Source organism: Streptomyces sp. NBC_01298 (genome assembly GCF_035978755.1).
Lineage (GTDB): Bacteria > Actinomycetota > Actinomycetes > Streptomycetales > Streptomycetaceae > Streptomyces.
This window is the reverse complement of sequence record NZ_CP108414.1, coordinates 2270385-2287376: the sequence shown is the minus strand read 5'-3', so window position 1 is coordinate 2287376 and position 16992 is coordinate 2270385. Positions and strand designations below refer to the sequence as shown.

At 72.8% G+C, this 16992-nt stretch carries 14 protein-coding genes; 9 read left to right on the top strand and 5 right to left on the bottom strand.

Going from position 1 to position 16992, the window contains the following annotated elements:
* Nucleotides 1–13: 13 nt before the first annotated feature.
* Nucleotides 14–463 carry an Lrp/AsnC family transcriptional regulator gene (locus OG730_RS10265; protein WP_327303958.1) on the bottom strand — a complete coding sequence of 150 codons (450 nt, stop codon included), beginning with the start codon at nt 461–463 and terminating at the stop codon, nt 14–16.
* Between the two features lie 136 nt (nt 464–599).
* On the opposite strand from OG730_RS10265, the gene OG730_RS10260 reads away from it, so the two are divergent.
* Entirely contained in the window at nt 600–1610 is a 1011-nt protein-coding gene (locus OG730_RS10260) for an asparaginase (RefSeq protein ID WP_327303957.1), read from the top strand.
* 173 nt (nt 1611–1783) lie between these two features.
* Here OG730_RS10260 and meaB read toward each other — a convergent pair whose 3' ends face one another.
* The 4 genes from meaB to OG730_RS10240 form a co-directional block, all read right to left on the bottom strand.
* Complete coding sequence (meaB, locus tag OG730_RS10255; protein ID WP_327303956.1) at nt 1784–2770, bottom strand: methylmalonyl Co-A mutase-associated GTPase MeaB; 987 nt, start codon at nt 2768–2770, stop codon at nt 1784–1786.
* 8 nt (nt 2771–2778) lie between these two features.
* Nucleotides 2779–4959 (bottom strand): methylmalonyl-CoA mutase, encoded by a 2181-nt coding sequence (gene scpA, locus OG730_RS10250; RefSeq protein ID WP_442815186.1) that lies wholly within the window; start codon nt 4957–4959, stop codon nt 2779–2781.
* A gap of 20 nt (nt 4960–4979) precedes the next feature.
* A complete protein-coding gene (locus tag OG730_RS10245) occupies nt 4980–6836 on the bottom strand; it encodes a methylmalonyl-CoA mutase family protein (RefSeq protein WP_327303954.1) in 1857 nt (618 codons plus the stop codon).
* Nucleotides 6837–6898: 62 nt separating this feature from the next.
* A complete protein-coding gene (locus OG730_RS10240) occupies nt 6899–8176 on the bottom strand; it encodes an ROK family protein (protein WP_442814869.1) in 1278 nt (425 codons plus the stop codon).
* 789 nt (nt 8177–8965) lie between these two features.
* Between OG730_RS10240 and OG730_RS10235 the strand changes: the two genes are divergently transcribed.
* The 8 genes from OG730_RS10235 (at nt 8966) to OG730_RS10200 (ending at nt 16926) form a co-directional block, all read left to right on the top strand.
* Nucleotides 8966–9904: a TauD/TfdA dioxygenase family protein gene (locus tag OG730_RS10235; protein WP_327303952.1), complete on the top strand. Its 939-nt coding sequence runs from the start codon at nt 8966–8968 to the stop codon at nt 9902–9904.
* 107 nt (nt 9905–10011) lie between these two features.
* Nucleotides 10012–10569: an NADPH-dependent FMN reductase gene (ssuE, locus tag OG730_RS10230; protein ID WP_327303951.1), complete on the top strand. Its 558-nt coding sequence runs from the start codon at nt 10012–10014 to the stop codon at nt 10567–10569.
* Nucleotides 10570–10634: 65 nt separating this feature from the next.
* Nucleotides 10635–11669: an ABC transporter substrate-binding protein gene (locus OG730_RS10225; protein WP_327303950.1), complete on the top strand. Its 1035-nt coding sequence runs from the start codon at nt 10635–10637 to the stop codon at nt 11667–11669.
* Between the two features lie 6 nt (nt 11670–11675).
* Nucleotides 11676–12506: an ABC transporter ATP-binding protein gene (locus OG730_RS10220; RefSeq protein WP_327303949.1), complete on the top strand. Its 831-nt coding sequence runs from the start codon at nt 11676–11678 to the stop codon at nt 12504–12506.
* The gene (locus tag OG730_RS10215; RefSeq protein ID WP_327303948.1) at nt 12503–13462 is read left to right on the top strand and encodes an ABC transporter permease; all 960 of its coding nucleotides are present in this window, start codon (nt 12503–12505) and stop codon (nt 13460–13462) included. The genes OG730_RS10220 and OG730_RS10215 overlap by 4 nt, the downstream gene beginning before the upstream one ends.
* A gap of 139 nt (nt 13463–13601) precedes the next feature.
* Nucleotides 13602–14975 (top strand): LLM class flavin-dependent oxidoreductase, encoded by a 1374-nt coding sequence (locus tag OG730_RS10210; protein ID WP_327303947.1) that lies wholly within the window; start codon nt 13602–13604, stop codon nt 14973–14975.
* On the top strand, nt 14972–16552 hold the full coding sequence (locus OG730_RS10205; RefSeq protein WP_327303946.1) for an FAD-dependent oxidoreductase: 1581 nt from the start codon (nt 14972–14974) through the stop codon (nt 16550–16552). The genes OG730_RS10210 and OG730_RS10205 overlap by 4 nt, the downstream gene beginning before the upstream one ends.
* Nucleotides 16549–16926: a 4Fe-4S dicluster domain-containing protein gene (locus tag OG730_RS10200; protein ID WP_327303945.1), complete on the top strand. Its 378-nt coding sequence runs from the start codon at nt 16549–16551 to the stop codon at nt 16924–16926. Before OG730_RS10205 ends, OG730_RS10200 begins: the two co-directional genes overlap by 4 nt.
* The last annotated feature ends 66 nt before the right edge of the window (nt 16927–16992 follow it).

Sequence of the window (16992 nt, the reverse complement as noted above, 5' to 3'; positions counted from 1 at the left end):
CCTGTCCCGGTCCTCAGACCGGCAGGCCCGTGGGTTCCTTGATGCGTTTCATGATGATCTGGGAGTTGACCTCCGTGACGCCCGAGAGGGCCGTGAGTTTTTCGATCCAGAGGCGTTCGTACGCGCGGAGGTCCGCCACCGCGATGCGCAGGAGGCAGCCGGGGCTGCCGAAGAGGCGGTAGGCCTCGATGATGTCGGGGATGTCCTGGAGGGCGGCTTCGAAGGCTTCCACGGCCTCGCGGTCGCGGCGGACCTCCACGGAGACCAGGACCTCGAAGCCGCGGCCCACGGCTTCGGGGGAGATCACCGCGCGGTAGCCCTGGATGATCCCTTCCTCTTCGAGCTGGCGGACCCGCCGCATGCAGGGGGAGGGGGTGAGGCCCACGCGCTGGGCCAGCTCCTGGTTGCTGAGCCGGCCGTCCGCCTGAAGCTCGCGCAAGATTTCTTTGTCGATCGCGTCCATTGCGCAATTATCACGCATGTTTTATTGCAAGGGTGGGTGAGATAGCAATCGCGTTGCGCGTAGATCGGCCTACCATTGCCGTTTGTAGAAAATCTGTACGGGCCGTTTCGGACTGTGTGAGGGAAGGGTCGGGGTCATGGGACGCATCGTCGTCATTAGTACGGGCGGGACGATAGCCAGCCGCTGGCAGGGTTCCGGTTTCGCGGCCGATGCCGACGGGGCGGAGGTCATGGCCACCGCGCCGCTGCCCGAGGGCGTGAGCGTCGAGGTCGTCGATCTGTTCAGTGTGAACAGTCCCCGGCTGACCACCGCGCACCAGCTGACCCTGCTGCGGACCGTGCACGAGGTGCTCGCCGACCCGGGTGTGGACGGGGTCGTGGTCACGCACGGCACGGACACGCTGGAGGAGTCGGCGTTCCTGGTGGATCTTCATCATCATGATGCGCGGTCCGTGGTCTTCACCGGCTCGCAGCGGCCCATGGGGGCGGCGGACGGGGACGGTCCGGGGAATCTCTACGATGCCCTGCTGACCGCGTCGAAGACGCGCGGGCTCGGCGTCCTGATCACGTTCGCGGGGCGGGTGCACGCGGCCCGGGGGACCGTGAAGGCGCAGGCGGTGGCGCTCGACGCGTTCGCCGACCCGTCGAAGGAACTGTTGGGCAAGGTCGGATTCGGCAAGGTCACCGTGCTGCGGACGCCGGTGCGGCCGGAGCCGCTGCCGTTGCCGGCGATGCCGCAGGACCCGGCAGGGCCGCCGCGGGTAGATGTCGTGGTGCACCACGTGAGTGGTGACGCGGTGCTGCTGAACGCCGCGGTGGCGGCGGGGGCGCGGGGGATCGTGCTGGTCGGGACCGGCGCGGGGAACGCGACGCCGGAGGTCGTCGACGCGGTGAAGGCGGCCGTCGCGGACGGCGTGCTGGTGGCGCTGACCACGCGGGTCGCGGCCGGGCCGGTGACGGAGATCTACACCCACGGGGGTGCGGTGGACCTGGTCGCGGCCGGGGCCGTGCCGACGGGGACGCTGCGGGCGCCGCAGGCGCGGGTCGCGGTGCTGGCTGCGTTGCTCGCCGAGGAAGAGGCGGAGGAGCGGGTACGGGTGCTCCGGCGGGTGCTGGCCACCGGTGGCCCTGTGCTGGTTGCCGCCTGACCCTGGCGGGTCGGGCTCGGGGTGCGTGATTCCGGGGCGGGGTCGGGGGTGCCGCTGCGCGGGGCTTGCTCCCCGCCCCGCCCTTTCTCCGTTTCCCGGGGCTCCGCCCCGGACCCCGCGCCTCAAACGCCGACGGGGCTAAAAATAGCGCCGGCGAGGCTGCAAGTGCTCTCTCAGGAGTCCGTGAACGCCGCCAACAGCCGGTCCGCCGCCAGGGTGGGGGTCAGGGTGCCCGCCCGGACCTCTGATTCCAGGGCCGGGGCCAGGTCCCGTACCGCCGGGTTCGAGCGGAGGCGTTCGAGGAGTTCGTCGCGGACCATCGACCAGGTCCACTCCACCTGCTGGGCCGCGCGCTTCGACGCCAGGCGGCCGCCCGCTTCCAGGAGTCGGCGGTGTTGTTCCAGGCGGTTCCAGACCTCCTCCAGGCCCGTGGATTCCCGGGCGCTGCACGTCAGGACCGGCGGGGTCCACGCGGCGTCGGCCGGGTGCATCAGGCGCAGGGCGCTGGAGAGTTCGCGCGCCGCCGACTTCGCGTCGCGCTCGTGCGGGCCGTCCGCCTTGTTGACGGCGAGGACGTCGGCCAGTTCCAGGACGCCCTTCTTGATGCCCTGGAGGCCGTCGCCCGTGCGGGCGAGGGAGAGCAGGAGGAAGGAGTCGACCATGCCGGCGACCGTGGTCTCCGACTGGCCGACGCCCACCGTCTCGACCAGGACCACGTCGTAGCCCGCCGCCTCCATCACGATGATCGATTCCCGCGTCGCCTTCGCCACCCCGCCGAGCGTGCCCGCCGAGGGCGACGGGCGGACGAAGGCCGCGGGGTCCACGGAGAGGCGTTCCATGCGGGTCTTGTCGCCCAGGATGGAGCCGCCCGTACGGGTGGAGGACGGGTCGACGGCCAGGACCGCCACCCGGTGGCCGAGGCCTGTCAGCAGCGTGCCGAAGGCGTCGATGAAGGTGGACTTCCCGACGCCCGGGACCCCGCTGATGCCGATCCGGCGCGCCCGCCCCGCGTGGGGCAGGAGTTCCGTCAACAGGCTCTGGGCCAGGGCCCGGTGCGCGGGCAGGGTGGACTCGACGAGGGTGATGGCGCGCGCGATGAACGCGCGCTTCCCGTCGAGTACGCCCTTCGTGTAGGCGGGGATGTCGATCCGGGGCGGCACGGCGGCGCCTACAGCTCGTGGCCCAGGTCCGCGGCGAGCCGCGTCACCAGGTCGTGCGCCGCGTCCGGGATGACCGTGCCGGGCGGGAAGACGGCCGTCGCGCCCATTTCGAGGAGCGTGGGGACGTCCGCCGGCGGGATGACCCCGCCGACCACGATCATGATGTCCTCGCGGCCCTCCGAGGCGAGGGCCTCGCGCAGCGCCGGTACGAGGGTGAGGTGGCCGGCCGCGAGGGAGGAGACGCCGACCACGTGCACGTCGGCCTCGACGGCCTGGCGGGCCACTTCCTCCGGGGTCTGGAACAGCGGGCCGACGTCCACGTCGAAGCCGAGGTCGGCGAAGGCGGTCGCGATCACCTTCTGGCCGCGGTCGTGCCCGTCCTGGCCCATCTTGCAGACCAGGATGCGCGGCCGGCGGCCCTCCGACTCCTCGAACCGGTCGACGAGCGCGCGGGTGCGCTCCAGGGACGGGGACTCGCCTGCTTCGGTGCGGTACACACCCGAGATCGTACGGATCTGGCTCGTGTGCCGCCCGTAGACCTTCTCCAGGGCGTCCGAGATCTCGCCGACCGTGGCCTTCGCGCGCGCCGCGTTCACCGCCAGGGCGAGGAGGTTGCCGTCCCCGCGCTCCGCCGCGTTCGTCAGCGCCCGCAGGGTGTCCTGGGTGACCGCCTCGTCGCGCTCCGCCCGCAGCCGCCGCAGCTTCTCGATCTGCTGGGTGCGCACGGAGGAGTTGTCGACCTTGAGGACGTCGATCTGCTCGTCGGTCTCGACCCGGTACTTGTTGATGCCGATGACGGGCTGGCGGCCGGAGTCGATGCGGGCCTGGGTACGAGCGGCGGCCTCCTCGATCCGGAGTTTGGGGATGCCGGCGTCGATGGCCTGTGCCATGCCGCCGGCGGCCTCGACCTCCTGGATGTGCTGCCAGGCCCGGCGCGCGAGGTCGTACGTCAGCTTCTCGACGTACGCGCTGCCGCCCCACGGGTCGATGGACCGGCAGGTGCCCGACTCCTGCTGGAGCAGGAGCTGCGTGTTGCGGGCGATGCGGGCCGAGAAGTCCGTCGGGAGGGCGAGGGCCTCGTCCAGCGCGTTGGTGTGCAGGGACTGGGTGTGGCCCTGGGTCGCGGCCATCGCCTCGATGCAGGTGCGGGTGACGTTGTTGAAGACGTCCTGCGCCGTGAGGGACCAGCCCGAGGTCTGCGAATGGGTGCGCAGGGAGAGGGACTTGGCGTTCTTCGGGTCGAACTGCTTGACCAGGCGCGCCCACAGGAGGCGCGCCGCGCGGAGCTTCGCCACCTCCATGAAGAAGTTCATGCCGATGGCCCAGAAGAAGGACAGGCGCGGGGCGAAGGCGTCCACGTCGAGGCCGACGGCCTGGCCCGCCCGCAGGTACTCCACGCCGTCCGCGAGGGTGTACGCCAGCTCCAGGTCGGCCGTGGCCCCGGCTTCCTGGATGTGGTAGCCGGAGATGGAGATGGAGTTGTAGCGGGGCATGTTCTGCGAGGTGAAGGCGAAGATGTCGGAGATGATCCGCATCGAGGGCTTCGGCGGGTAGATGTAGGTGTTGCGGACCATGAACTCTTTGAGGATGTCGTTCTGGATGGTCCCGGCGAGCTTGTCGGGGGAGACGCCCTGCTCCTCCGCCGCCACGATGTAGAGGGCGAGGACCGGCAGTACGGCGCCGTTCATCGTCATCGACACGGTCATCTTGTCGAGCGGGATGCCGTCGAAGAGCTGGCGCATGTCGTAGATCGAGTCGATGGCCACGCCCGCCATGCCGACGTCACCGGTCACGCGCGGGTGGTCGCTGTCGTAGCCGCGGTGCGTGGGCAGGTCGAAGGCGATCGACAGGCCCTTCTGGCCGGAGGCCAGGTTGCGCCGGTAGAAGGCGTTGGACTCCTCGGCCGTGGAGAAGCCGGCGTACTGCCGGATCGTCCAGGGCTGGTTCACGTACATCGTCGGGTACGGGCCGCGCAGGTACGGGGCCACACCCGGGTAGGTCTGGAGGAAGTCCAGGCCCTCCAGGTCACGACCCGTGTACAGGGGCTGTACGCCGATCCCCTCGGGGGTCTCCCACAGCAGCTCGGCGGCTCCCGAGCCGGTGGACTCCTTCAGCGCGGTGCGCCACTGGTCCTCGGAGCCGGCTGCCGGAGCCCCGCCGTCCAGCGGGAGTTCGGAGAAATCGGGGATGCGGGGGGTGCGGTCGCTGCTCAAGACGCGACTCCCATCCGGTCGAGTACGGAGGACAGCACGGCGATCGCGTCGCAGCCGGCGAAGACGTACTCGTCCACGGCCGTCTCGGCGGTGCCGGGCCTGCCCGCGAGGAACACGGTCGTCGCGCCCGCCGAGCGCAGGGCCGCGGCCACCGCCTCGGCCTGCTCCTCGTACAGCGCGTCGCTGGAGCACAGCACGGCCATGCCGTCGGCGCCGCTCGCCGCGTAGGCCGCGGCCGCCGTCTCCGGGGTCACCGACACCGGGTCGTGGACCGGGGTGATGCCGCCCGCCTGGAACAGGTTCGAGGCGAAGGTGGCGCGGGCGGTGTGCGCGGCCGCCGGGCCCAGGGCCGCCAGGAAGACGGTGGGCCGGGCCCCGGTCGCCTCCAGGTGTACGTCGCTGCGCGCGCGCAGGGCCTCGTACGCTTCGCCCCGCCGCACGCGCGGCAGTCCGCCGGTGAGCGGGGCCGGCGCGGGCTCCCGTACGACCGGCTTCTCGGACAGGTGCGGGAACTCGCTGACTCCGGTGACGGGTTCGCGGCGTGTGGCCAGCTTCTTCGAACGCGTCGCCCAGGTGGCGGCGAGGCGGTCGGCCACCAGGCCGGAGCGCAGGGCGGCGGCCTGGCCGCCCGCCTTCTCGATGGTCTGGAAGAACTCCCAGGCGGCGTGGGCGAGTTCGTCCGTGAGCCGCTCGACGTAGTACGAGCCGCCGGCCGGGTCGATCACGCGGGCCAGGTGGGATTCCTCCAGCAGGATCGTGGAGGTGTTGCGGGAGATGCGGCGCGCGAACGCGTCGGGCAGGCCGAGCTCTTGGTCGAAGGGGAGCACGGTGACCGAGTCCGCGCCGCCCACGCCCGCCGCCATGCAGGCGACGGTGGTGCGCAGCATGTTCACCCACGGGTCGCGGCGGGTCATCATCACCGGCGAGGTCACGGCGTGCTGGCGCTGGGCTCCGGCCGCCGGGGCCCCGCAGGCCTCGGCGATCCGGGCCCACAGCCGGCGGGCGGCGCGCAGCTTGGCGATGGTGAGGAACTGGTCGGCGGTGGCGGCGTAGCGGAACTCCAGCTCGCCGAGGGCCGCTTCGGTGCTCAGACCGGCTTCGGTGAGGGCGCGCAGGTAGGCGACCCCGGTGGCCAGGGACAGCCCCAGCTCCTCGGCGGCGCTGCCGCCCGCCTCGTGGTAGGGCAGGGCGTCGACGGTCAGGGCGCGCACGTGGGGCCAGGCGGCCGTCCGCGCGGCGAGCGCGGCGGCCTCGGCCAGGTCGAGCGCCTCGCCCGTCCGGGCCTCGTGGCCCAGCGGGTCGGCGCCCAGGGACGCGTGGGCCGCCTCGGGGGCCACCCCGCGCTCGGCGTACAGCGCGAGCAGGGCGCGGGCGGCCTCGGCGAACTGGGCCCCGGGGTCCAGGGAGACGGGCGCGAGGTCGAGGTAGACCCCCTCCAGCGCCCGGCCCAGGCCCTCGGCGGGGAGGCCGGCGTCGCCGACGGCCAGCCACAGCGAGGTGGTCCCGTTCTCCAGGTCGGCCAGGGCCGCGTCGTTCACCCGTACGGGGTCACTGCCCGCGATCCGCTGGCGCACGTCCCAGCCCGAGGCGGCGCCGCCTTCGGCGCGCCCGCCCCGTACGAAGGGCGCGAACCCCGGAAAACCGGTGTCGGGCGCGGCTTCGGGCGCGGTGTACAGCGGGCGGGTGGTGAGCCCGTCCTCGAGCTTCGTGGACAACGCGTCTTCCGCTGCCTCGCCGGAAACTTCCTTGCCCGACTTGCGCAGCACGCCCTCTACCAGGCGCTGCCACTGCTCATGCGTCGCGTCAGGGAATTCGGCGGCCAAGGAGAGCCCGTCATCAGGCAGGACCGTCATGGCTCGAATGGTAGGGGGGTCCTTGTGAACGACCTATAACCACCGGATGTGATCTCCCCCTCTCATGTGAGTCGGGAGGGATCACGAAAGAGCGGGGCGAGGAGCACGGTCGCGGAGGCTACCGGGAGTACGGCCGGACCCGCGTGCGGGGCGACGATCCGGCGCCCGTAGCGGTCCTGGGCGCCGGCCGCGTCCCGGATCTCGTCGAGGTAGCCCTCGTGGAGGATGCCGGCCAGCTCCGAGACCACCATGACGGCCGGGTTGAACACGTCGAGGAGCAGGGCCGCGGCCCTGCCGACGGTACGGGCGCGTTCGCGCAGCAGCCGGTCGGCGCGGGGGTCGCCGGTGGCGGCGGCGTCGACCAGGAGGTTGATGGAGGGCTCCGGGACGATGCCGCGGCGCACGGCCTCGGCGCCGATGACTCCGTCGGAGGCGCTCGCCTGGAGACAACCCGTACGGCCGCACGCGCAGGGGGTCCGCGAACCGGGCACGGGGAGGTGCGCGACGTCCCCGGCGGCTGCGCCCGGGCCCTGGTGCACGGTGCCCTCGATGCCGAAGGCGGCGTCGACGACGTTGCCGATGAAGAGGTGGAGGAGGCTGGAGCGGGCTTCGGGGCGGCCGAAGAGGATCTCGGCGTGGGCGATGGCGCGGGCGTGGTTGTCCACGGAGACGGGCAGCCCGAGGCGGTCGGAGAGCTCGGCGGCGAGCGGGAGCTCGCGCCAGCCGAGGGCGTCGTGGCGCACGACGGTCCCGTCGGCGGGGCGGACCCAGCCGCCGAGCGCCGCGCCGACGCCGAGCAGGGGGCGGCCGGCGGGATGGGAGTCCCGGAGGAACCGGCCGAGCTCGGCGGCGATGGCCGCGGGCAGGCGGTCGCAGGAGAGGCCCGCGTGCGGGAAGGCCCGGCGGGCCAGGACGCGGCCGCGGAGGTCGACGAGGCTGAAGGTGGAGGCGGGCACACCGATGTGCAGTCCGGCGGCGAGGGGGCCGCCGAGGGGTCCGGTGTGCAGGTCGAGGGGAATGCGGGGGCGGCCGGGGCCGGGGGTGGTGCCGGGGGTGGCGGTGCCGGGTCCGGCACCGGTTCCGGACCCGGGGCCGCTTGCCGCGGGCGGCTGCTCCGGTCCGGGGCGTTCGCACAGCAGGCCGGCGCGGAGCAGGGCCGTGGTCTGCCGGGACACGGCGGCCGGGCTGAGACCGCAGAGCTGCGGGATGTCGCTCCGCGCGAGGGGGCCGTGGCTCAGGACGGCACGGAGCACGGCGGCGGCATTGGCGACGGCCCGGCTGTCACCGGGGGTGGAGGACACGGGCGGGCTCCTCGGAGGGTGGGGTGTGGTCCCGATCATGCCGTGTCGCCGCGCTCGGCGCGGGCGGGCGAGCTGATGGCGGCAGGGGCTGCGTGGCGGGTGCGTTGCGGGGGCGTGAAATCAGGCCATGGGTTTCGGCCGTTCCGGGAGTGGGGGGAAATGGTGAAAGCGCAGGTCGCAGTGTGTATGTGCCGGGGGCCAGGAGTGCGGGTGGGGGGTGCTCGTCGGGGTTGACCGGGGCTGGGGGCGCTGGCAGTCTCCGGGACATGACCGCGACCGAGTTCCTCGCCCCGCGGCTCCACACCCCCGGCCTCTGTACCGCGCCGGGCGAGTGTCAGGGCCGTCGCTGTACGGCCCCGCGCTGTTCCTGAGCGTCTGCGCCCTTGAGTCCCTGAGCCCTTGGGTCCTTGACTCCCTGAGTCCTTGGGGCACGGGGCTCCGGGGGCACTGACTTGCCGAGTGGCCGGGCCCTCGTGCCCCGTCGTCCGGGTGGTCGTACGGACTCGCGCCGAGCCGCCGGCGGAGTGCTGGTGGCCAAGGCCGCGGGTTCAGGCCGATCGGATCCGAGTACCGCCTACCTGCCCGCTCGCCCCGTCGCCGGCCGACGGCGGCTGCCCGTCGACCCGCGCACTCTGCCGGCTGAACGTCGCTGACCCGCCGCCGGCCCCGCCCGTTGCCCGTTGGAACTCGCCGCCCGCCGAACCTCGTCGCCCCGCCGAACCTCGTCACCCCGTCGAACACGCCACCTCCGTCCCTTTGCCCCGGCCGGATCCCGGCGTCCTCGCTTGCCTCATTTCTTCCCCTGCGGAAATAAACAAGGAGCCTCTCATGTCCACTGCCACCCGCACCGACCTCACCGTCACCAAGATCGGCGGCCGCATAGGCGCCGAGATCGGTGGGGTCCGCCTCGGCGGCGAGCTCGAAGCCGAGGCCGTCGCCGGGATCCGGGCCGCGCTGCTCGCCCACAAGGTCGTCTTCTTCCGCGGTCAGGACCACCTCGACGAGGACGGGCACGAGGCCTTCGCCGAGCTGCTCGGCGCGCCCGTCGCCCACCCCACCGTGCCCTCCGCCGACGGGCGTTACGCGCTCGGCATCGACTCCCACCACGGAGCCCGCGCCAACCAGTGGCACACGGACGTCACCTTCGTCCCCGCCTACCCCGCCTTCTCCATCCTGCGCGCCGTCACCATCCCGCCGTACGGGGGCAACACCCTGTGGGCCAACACGGCCACCGCCTACGCCGGCCTGCCCGAGCCGCTGCGCGTCCTCGCCGACAGCCTCCGCGCCGTGCACACCAACGAGTACGACTACGCGGCCCTGAAGCCCGACGCCCTGCCCGAGGCCCTGGCCCAGTACCGCGAGGTGTTCACCTCGACCAAGTTCCTCACCGAGCACCCGGTGGTCCGGGTCCACCCCGAGACAGGCGAACGCACCCTGCTGCTCGGCAACTTCGTCCAGCGGATCAACGGGCTCACCGGCCGTGACTCGCGCCTCCTCCAGGACCTCTTCCAGGCCCACATCGAGCTCCCCGAGAACACCGTCCGCTGGCAGTGGCAGGCCGGTGAGGTCGCGATCTGGGACAACCGCGCCACCCAGCACTACGGCGTCGACGACTCCGACGACCACGAGCGCACCCTGCGCCGCGTGACGGTCGACGGAGACGTCCCGGTCGGCCCCGACGGGGTCCCGTCCCGGCTGATCAGCCCGGAGACCGTGCCGGACCCGGCCTTCGGCATCGCGTCCGGAGCCTCCGCCTCCGAAGCCTGAGCCTGCGCCGGCGCCGGGCAGGCCCGGTCCGGCCCCGCCCGGCCCCGCCCGGCCCCGAACCACCCGTCCCACCCCACCGCCCCTCCCCGTCAGCCAAGGAGCGCTCCGTGCCCAAGCTGCTCGCCCTCACCGGCAGTCCGTCCGTCCACTCCCGTACCGACGTGGTCGCCGACCACATCCTGCGCCGCCTGAACCACGCCGGGTTCGAGACCGCGCAGCTCGCCGTCCGGGAACTCCCCGCCGCCGATCTGCTCGCCGCACGCCGCGGCGAGCCGGAGATCCGCCGGGCCCTCGAAGCCGTCGCCGAAGCCGACGGGATCGTCATCGCGACGCCCGTCTACAAGGCCTCGTACACCGGACTCCTCAAGGCCTTCCTCGACCTGCTCCCGCAGGACGGGCTGGCCGGGAAGACGGTCTTCCCGCTGGCCACCGGCGGCAGCCTCGCCCATGTCCTGACCATCGACTACGCCCTGCGCCCGGTCCTCGCCGCGCTCGGCGCCCGGCACGTCACCGCCGGCCGCTTCGTCCTGGACTCCTCCGTCGAGCGCGGGGCCGGCCCGGACCGGCTGCGGCCCGAGGCGGAGCTGGACCTGTACCAGGCCGTCGACGAGTTCGCCGACGCCCTGCGCGCCGCCCAGGCCGCCGCGCTCGCCACCGCGCGCTGACCTTCGTACGGAACCGCCCGCCCGACCCGCCCCACCCGCCCGACCCGGATCGACAAGGAATCGCGATGTCCGCAGCTTTCACCACCACCCGTACCTCCCGACGCCAGTTCCTCACCCTGCTCGGCATCTCGGCGGCCGCGGTGAGCTGCGGGACGGCGACCGCCACCGGCGGCTCCGGCGGCGAGCAGATCACCTCACTGAAGTACCAGGGCAACGTCGGCGGGGTCACGCTCCCCGAGCTCGCCGCCGACCTCGGCTACCTCGGGAACGTGACCCTGGACTGGGTCGGCAACACCATCAGCGGCCCCCAGGACATCCAGTCCGCGGCCACCGGCCAGACGCACTTCGGCAGCGCCTTCAACGGCGCCGTCATCAAGCTCGCCGCCACCAAGGCCCCGATCAAGGCCGTCATCTCCTCCTACGGCTCCGACCAGTACTCCTACGGCGGCTACTACGTCCTGGAGGACAGCCCGCTCCGCTCCGCCCGCGACCTGATCGGCAAGAAGGTCGGCATGAACACCCTGGGCGCCCACTACCAGGCCCTGCTCGACATCTACCTGAGCCGGGGCGGCCTCTCCAAGGCGGACGCGGCCAAGGTCGAGCCCCTCGTGGTTCCGCCCGTCAACACCGAACAGGCGCTGCGGGCGAAGCAGATCGAGGTCGGTGTCCTCACCGGAGTCCTGCGCGACAAGGCCCTGGCGGCCGGCGGCATCCGCCCGCTGTTCACCGATGTGGAACTGCTCGGTCCGTTCAGCGCCGGGACGTACATCATGACCGAGCGCTTCATCAAGCAGAACCCGGACACCGTACGGACCTTCGTGACCGGCGTGGCCAAGGCCATCGAGTGGTCCCGCACCACTCCGCGCGAGCAGGTCATCGCGCGGATGACGGAGATCGTCAAGAAGCGCGGCCGCAACGAGGACACGGCGACCCTGCAGTTCTGGCGCTCCTACGGAGTCGCCGAGACGGGCGGCCGGGTCGAGGACAAGTCGTTCCAGCTCTGGCTCGACTGGCTCGGCGACCGCGGCGAGATCAAGAAGGACCAGCTCAAGGCGGCCGACCTCTACACCAACGAGTTCAACGGATACGGGAAGGGCTGATCCGGCATGGCGAAGATCGTGTTCGAGTCCGTGACGAAGACCTTCCCGACGAAGGGCAAGAACAAGAACGGGGCCAAGGAGGAGTTCACCGCCCTCGACGGCATCGACCTGGAGATCGGGTCGGGGGAGTTCGTGGTCGTCGTGGGCCCCAGCGGCTGCGGCAAGTCCACCCTCCTGGATCTGCTCGGCGGCCTGACCCCGCCCACCTCCGGCCGGATCCTGCTCGACGGCAAGCCGGTCACCGGGCCGGGGCTCGACCGGGGCATCGTCTTCCAGCAGTACGCGCTGCTGCCGTGGCGCACCGCGCTGGGCAACATCGAGTTCGGCCTGGAGGCCACCGGCGTCCCGCGCCGCCAACGGACGGCGAAGGCACGCGAGTTCCTGGACCTGGTCGGCCTCACCGGCTTCGAGGACCGGCATCCGCACGAACTGTCCGGCGGCATGCGCCAGCGGGTCGCCATCGCGCGCTCGCTCGCGTACGACCCGGACGTGCTCCTGATGGACGAGCCGTTCGCCGCGCTCGACGCGCAGACCCGCGAGTCCCTCCAGGACGAACTGCGGCGGATCTGGCAGAGCACCGGCAAGACGATCGTGTTCATCACGCACGGCATCGAGGAGGCCGTGTACCTCGGGCAGCGGGTGGCGGTCATCACCTCCCGCCCCGGCCGGGTCAAGCAGGTCGTCCCGGTGTCGTTCGGCGACCGGGCCACCGGGGCCACGGGTGAAGACCTGCGCTCCAGCCCGGAGTTCGCCCGCTACCGCCACGAGATCTGGACCCTGCTCCACGACGAGGTGGCCCGCGCCCAGCAACTGGAGAAGGAGGAGGTCGCCGTATGAGCACGACGGTGGAAGCAGCGGTAGAGGCGGAACCGGGCGTCAAGACGGACGTCAAGACGGACGTCAAGACGGACGTCGAGACGGGCGTCGAGGCGGAAGCGGCGGCGACAGCCGTACGGGACCTCGCGCCCGCGGCGGTACGGACCCCCGCGCGGGCCCCCGTACGGTCGCCGGCCGCGGCCGTGGCCCTGCGCGGCCTGCGGGTGCTGCGGGCGGTGGCCCTGCGGTCGGCGGCGATCCTGGCGCTGCTGGGACTGTGGGAGGCGGCGCCGCGGCTGGGACTGGTCGACGCGACGTTCCTGCCTCCGGTGAGCGAGGTCGCCAAGGCCTGGTGGGAGCTGCTGGGCAACGGGCAGCTCGCGGAGCACAGCAAGGCGAGCCTGGCCCGCTCCTTCGGCGGATTCGGCATCGCGGTGGCCGTCGCGGTCCCGCTCGGGCTGCTGATCGGCTGGTACCGGCCGGTGGCGGCGCTGCTGGGGCCGCTGCTGGAGGTGTTCCGCAACACGGCGGCGCTCGCGCTGCTGCCGGTGTTCGTCCTGCTGCTGGGCATCGGGGAGACCTCGAAGGTCTCGATCGTCGTCTACGCCTGCGTCTGGCCGATCCTGCTGAACACCATCAGCGCCGTGGGCAACGCCGATCCGACCCTGGTGAAACTGGCGCGCTCGATGGACCTGTCCACGCCGAAGCTCTTCCAGAAGGTGATCTTGCCGGCGTCGGTGCCGGTCATCTTCACGGGCATCCGGCTGGCCGGGGCCGTCTCCATCCTGGTCCTGGTCGCGGCCGAGATGATCGGCGCGAAGGCGGGCCTCGGCTACCTGATCAACGCCTCGCAGTTCAACTTCGCGATCCCGCAGATGTACGCGGGCATCGTCACGATCTCCGCGATCGGCCTCGCCTTCAACCAGATCCTCGTCACGATCGAACGCCGCCTGAGCACATGGCGCGTCCCGTCCTGAGGCGCTGAGCCGGCCGTCCCTGAACCCTCGGCCGCCGGCCGTCCCTGACCTCCCGGCCCCCGGCCGCTCGGGCCGCCCGGCCCGCCACGACCACACCCTTGCGGGCGCCGCGCGCCCACATCCCCACCGAGGACACGACATGACCGCACCCCGGACCCTCCACCTCAACGCCTTCCTCATGAACGCGGGCCACCACGACGCCGCCTGGCGCCACCCCTCCAGCAGCCCCGAGCGGATCACCGATCTGCGCTACTTCCAGGAACTGGCCCGTACCGCCGAGCGCGGGCGGCTCGACTCGATCTTCTTCGCCGACGGGGTCGCCCTCTGGGGCAAGGCCCGATACAACGCCGTCGGCGGCTTCGAGCCGCTCACCCTGCTCTCCGCGATCGCCGCCGTCACCGAGCACATCGGGCTCATCGCCACCGTCTCCACCACCTTCAACGAGCCCTACAACCTGGCCCGGAAGTTCGCCTCCCTCGACCACATCAGCGGCGGCCGGGCCGGCTGGAACATCGTCACCTCCGGCAGCGCCGACGAGGCCCGCAACTTCAACCGCGACGAGCACCTCGAGCACAACCTCCGCTACGAGCGGGCCCGCGAGTTCCTCAACGTGGCCACCAAGCTCTGGGACAGCTGGGAGGACGACGCGATCGTCCTCGACAAGGAGGGCGGCGTCTACGCCGACACCGACAAGCTCCACCCCGCCGCGCACAAGGGCGAGTACTTCGGCGTCGCCGGACCGCTCAACGTGCCCCGCTCCCCGCAGGGCCACCCGCTGCTCGTGCAGGCCGGGTCCTCCGAGGACGGCAAGGAGTTCGCCGCCCAGTACGCCGAGGCCGTCTTCACCGCGCAGCAGACCCTCGCCGACGGGCAGACCTTCTACAAGGACCTCAAGTCGCGCCTCGCCAAGTACGGCCGCTCCGAGGACCAGCTGCTCGTGCTGCCCGGCATCGCCCCCGTCATCGGTTCCACCGAGGCCGAGGCCAGGGCCCTGGAGCAGGAGCTCACCGAGCTCCAGATCCCGGAGTACGGCCTCGCGCAGCTCTCCAACATGCTGAACGTGGACCTCACCGGGCTGCCGCTCGACGGCGGGCTGCCCGACCTGCCCGAGGAGCGGGACGTCAACGGCAACAAGAGCCGCTTCACGCTCGTCGCCGAGCTCGCCCGCCGCGAGGGCCTCACCCTGCGCGAGCTGATCGCCCGCCTGGGCGCGGGCCGCGGCCACCGCGTCTTCGCGGGGACGCCCGAGCAGATCGCCGACCAGCTGGAGGAGTGGTTCACCCAGGGGGCCGCCGACGGCTTCAACATCATGGCTCCCGTACTCCCCACCGGGCTCACCGACTTCGTCGACCAGGTCGTGCCGATCCTGCAGCGCCGCGGGCTCTTCCGCACCGAGTACACGGGCCGGACCCTGCGCGAGAACTACGGCCTGGCCCGCCCCGCCAACCGCTACACGACGGCAGCGTCGGCAGCGGCGCCGGCAGTGGCGGCCGGCCACGGAGCCGGGGCGTGAGCGAGCACGTCGCCGACGTGCTCGTGGTCGGCGGGGGCCCCGCCGCCACCTGGGCCGCCCTCAAGGCGGCCGGGGCCGGGGCCTCCGTCGTCCTCGCCGACAAGGGCTACTGCGGCACCAGCGGGGCGACGGCCGCCGGCGGCACCGGCGTCTGGTACGTCCCGCCGGAGCCGGCGGCCCGTGAGGCCGCGATGGCGAGCCGCGAGGGGCTCGGCGGGTACCTCGCCGACCGGCGGTGGATGTCCCGGGTGCTCGACGAGACGTACGCCCGGATGAACGAGCTGGCCGACGAGGGGCGCTACCCCTTCCCGACCGGCCCCGACGGCAGTCCGCTCCGAAACGGCCTCCAGGGGCCGGAGTACATGCGGCGGATGCGCATCCGGATCCGCCGCGCCGGGGTCCGGATCCTCGACCACAGCCCGGTCGCCGAGCTGCTGACCGACGCGGACGGAGCGGTCGCGGGCGCCGCCGGATACCGGCGCCAGGCCGGCGAGCCCTACCGGGTCCGGGCCGGCGCCGTCGTCCTGGCCACCGGGGGCTGCGCCTTCCTCAGCGGCGCGCTCGGCACCAACACCAACACCGGGGACGGCGCGCTGTTCGCCGCCGAGACCGGGGCCGAACTGTCCGGCATGGAGTTCTCCAACTCCTACGGGATCGCCCCCGAGGGCACCTCCGTCACCAAGACGGCCTTCTACTCCTTCGCCACCTTCTACCGGGAGGACGGCGAGGTCCTGGAGGGCGCCGCCAGCCAAGGCGGGCGCTCCGCCATCGCCGGTGAACTCCTCACCGGAGCCCGGGTCTTCGCCCGCCTCGACCGGGCCGACACCACCGCGCAGGCCGCGATGCGGCTCGCGCAGCCGAACTTCTTCCTCACCTTCGACCGGCTCGGCATCGACCCCTTCACCGACCGCTTCTCCGTCACGCTGCTGGCCGAGGGCACCGTCCGCGGCACCGGCGGCATCCGGATCACGGGGGACGACTGCGCCACCTCGGTCCCCGGGTTGTACGCCGCCGGGGACGCGGCCACCCGCGAGGAGATCTGCGGGGGCTTCACCGGAGGCGGCAGCCACAACGCCGCCTGGGCGATGTCCTCGGGCAGTTGGGCGGGGGCCGGCGCGGCCCGGTACGCCCGCGCGCTGGGCTCGGTCCGGGCCGCCTTCCGGCCGGTCACCGGGGCCGGCGGGGCGGGCCTGCGGCCGACCGGGGGCGCCGGGTCAGCGGCCGGGCCCGGGGAGGCACGGGAACTCGTACGGCTCGTACAGGAGGAGGTGCTGCCGTACGACAAGAACTACCTGCGGCGCGGCCCCGTCCTCACCGGCGCGCTCGGCGCCCTCGACGAGCTTTGGGCGCAGGTGCGCTCCCTCCGCGGGGAGGGCGCCGGGCTGGTCAAGGTCCGGCAGGCGGCGGCCATGACGGCGCACGCCCGCTGGATGTACGCCTCGGCGCTGGCCCGTACGGAGAGCCGCGGGATGGCCCGCCGGCTCGACCACCCGGGGCAGGACCCGGCGCAGCACCACCGGATCGTCACGGGCGGGCTCGACCGGGTGTGGACGCGGCCGGCGGAGCTGGTCGCATGATCGAGCTGGTTTCGGCCGAGCGGTGCATTGCCTGCGACAAGTGCGTGGAGGTCTGCCCGACCGACGTCTTCGAGCGGGGGCCGGAGGGGATCCCGCTGCTCGCCCGGCAGGAGGACTGCCAGACCTGCTTCCTGTGCGAGGCCAACTGCCCGGTGGACGCGCTGTTCGTGTCCCCGCTGACCCGGCCGGTCCCCGAGGACCCGGCCGTACGGGACGAGGCCGCCCTCGCCGGCCGCGGCCTGCTCGGCAGCTACCGGCGGGAGATCGGCTGGGGCGAGGGGCGCACACCGGGCGCCCTGCGCGCGGTCGGCCCCTCGCTCGGCGCGGCGGGCGGCGGGACCGGCGGCGGGACGGCGCCGCCGATCACGTCCTGAGTGTCGCCCAAGGGACCGACCCCGTGCCGCCGGAGCGAGACGCTCCGGCGGCACGTCCGCGTGCGG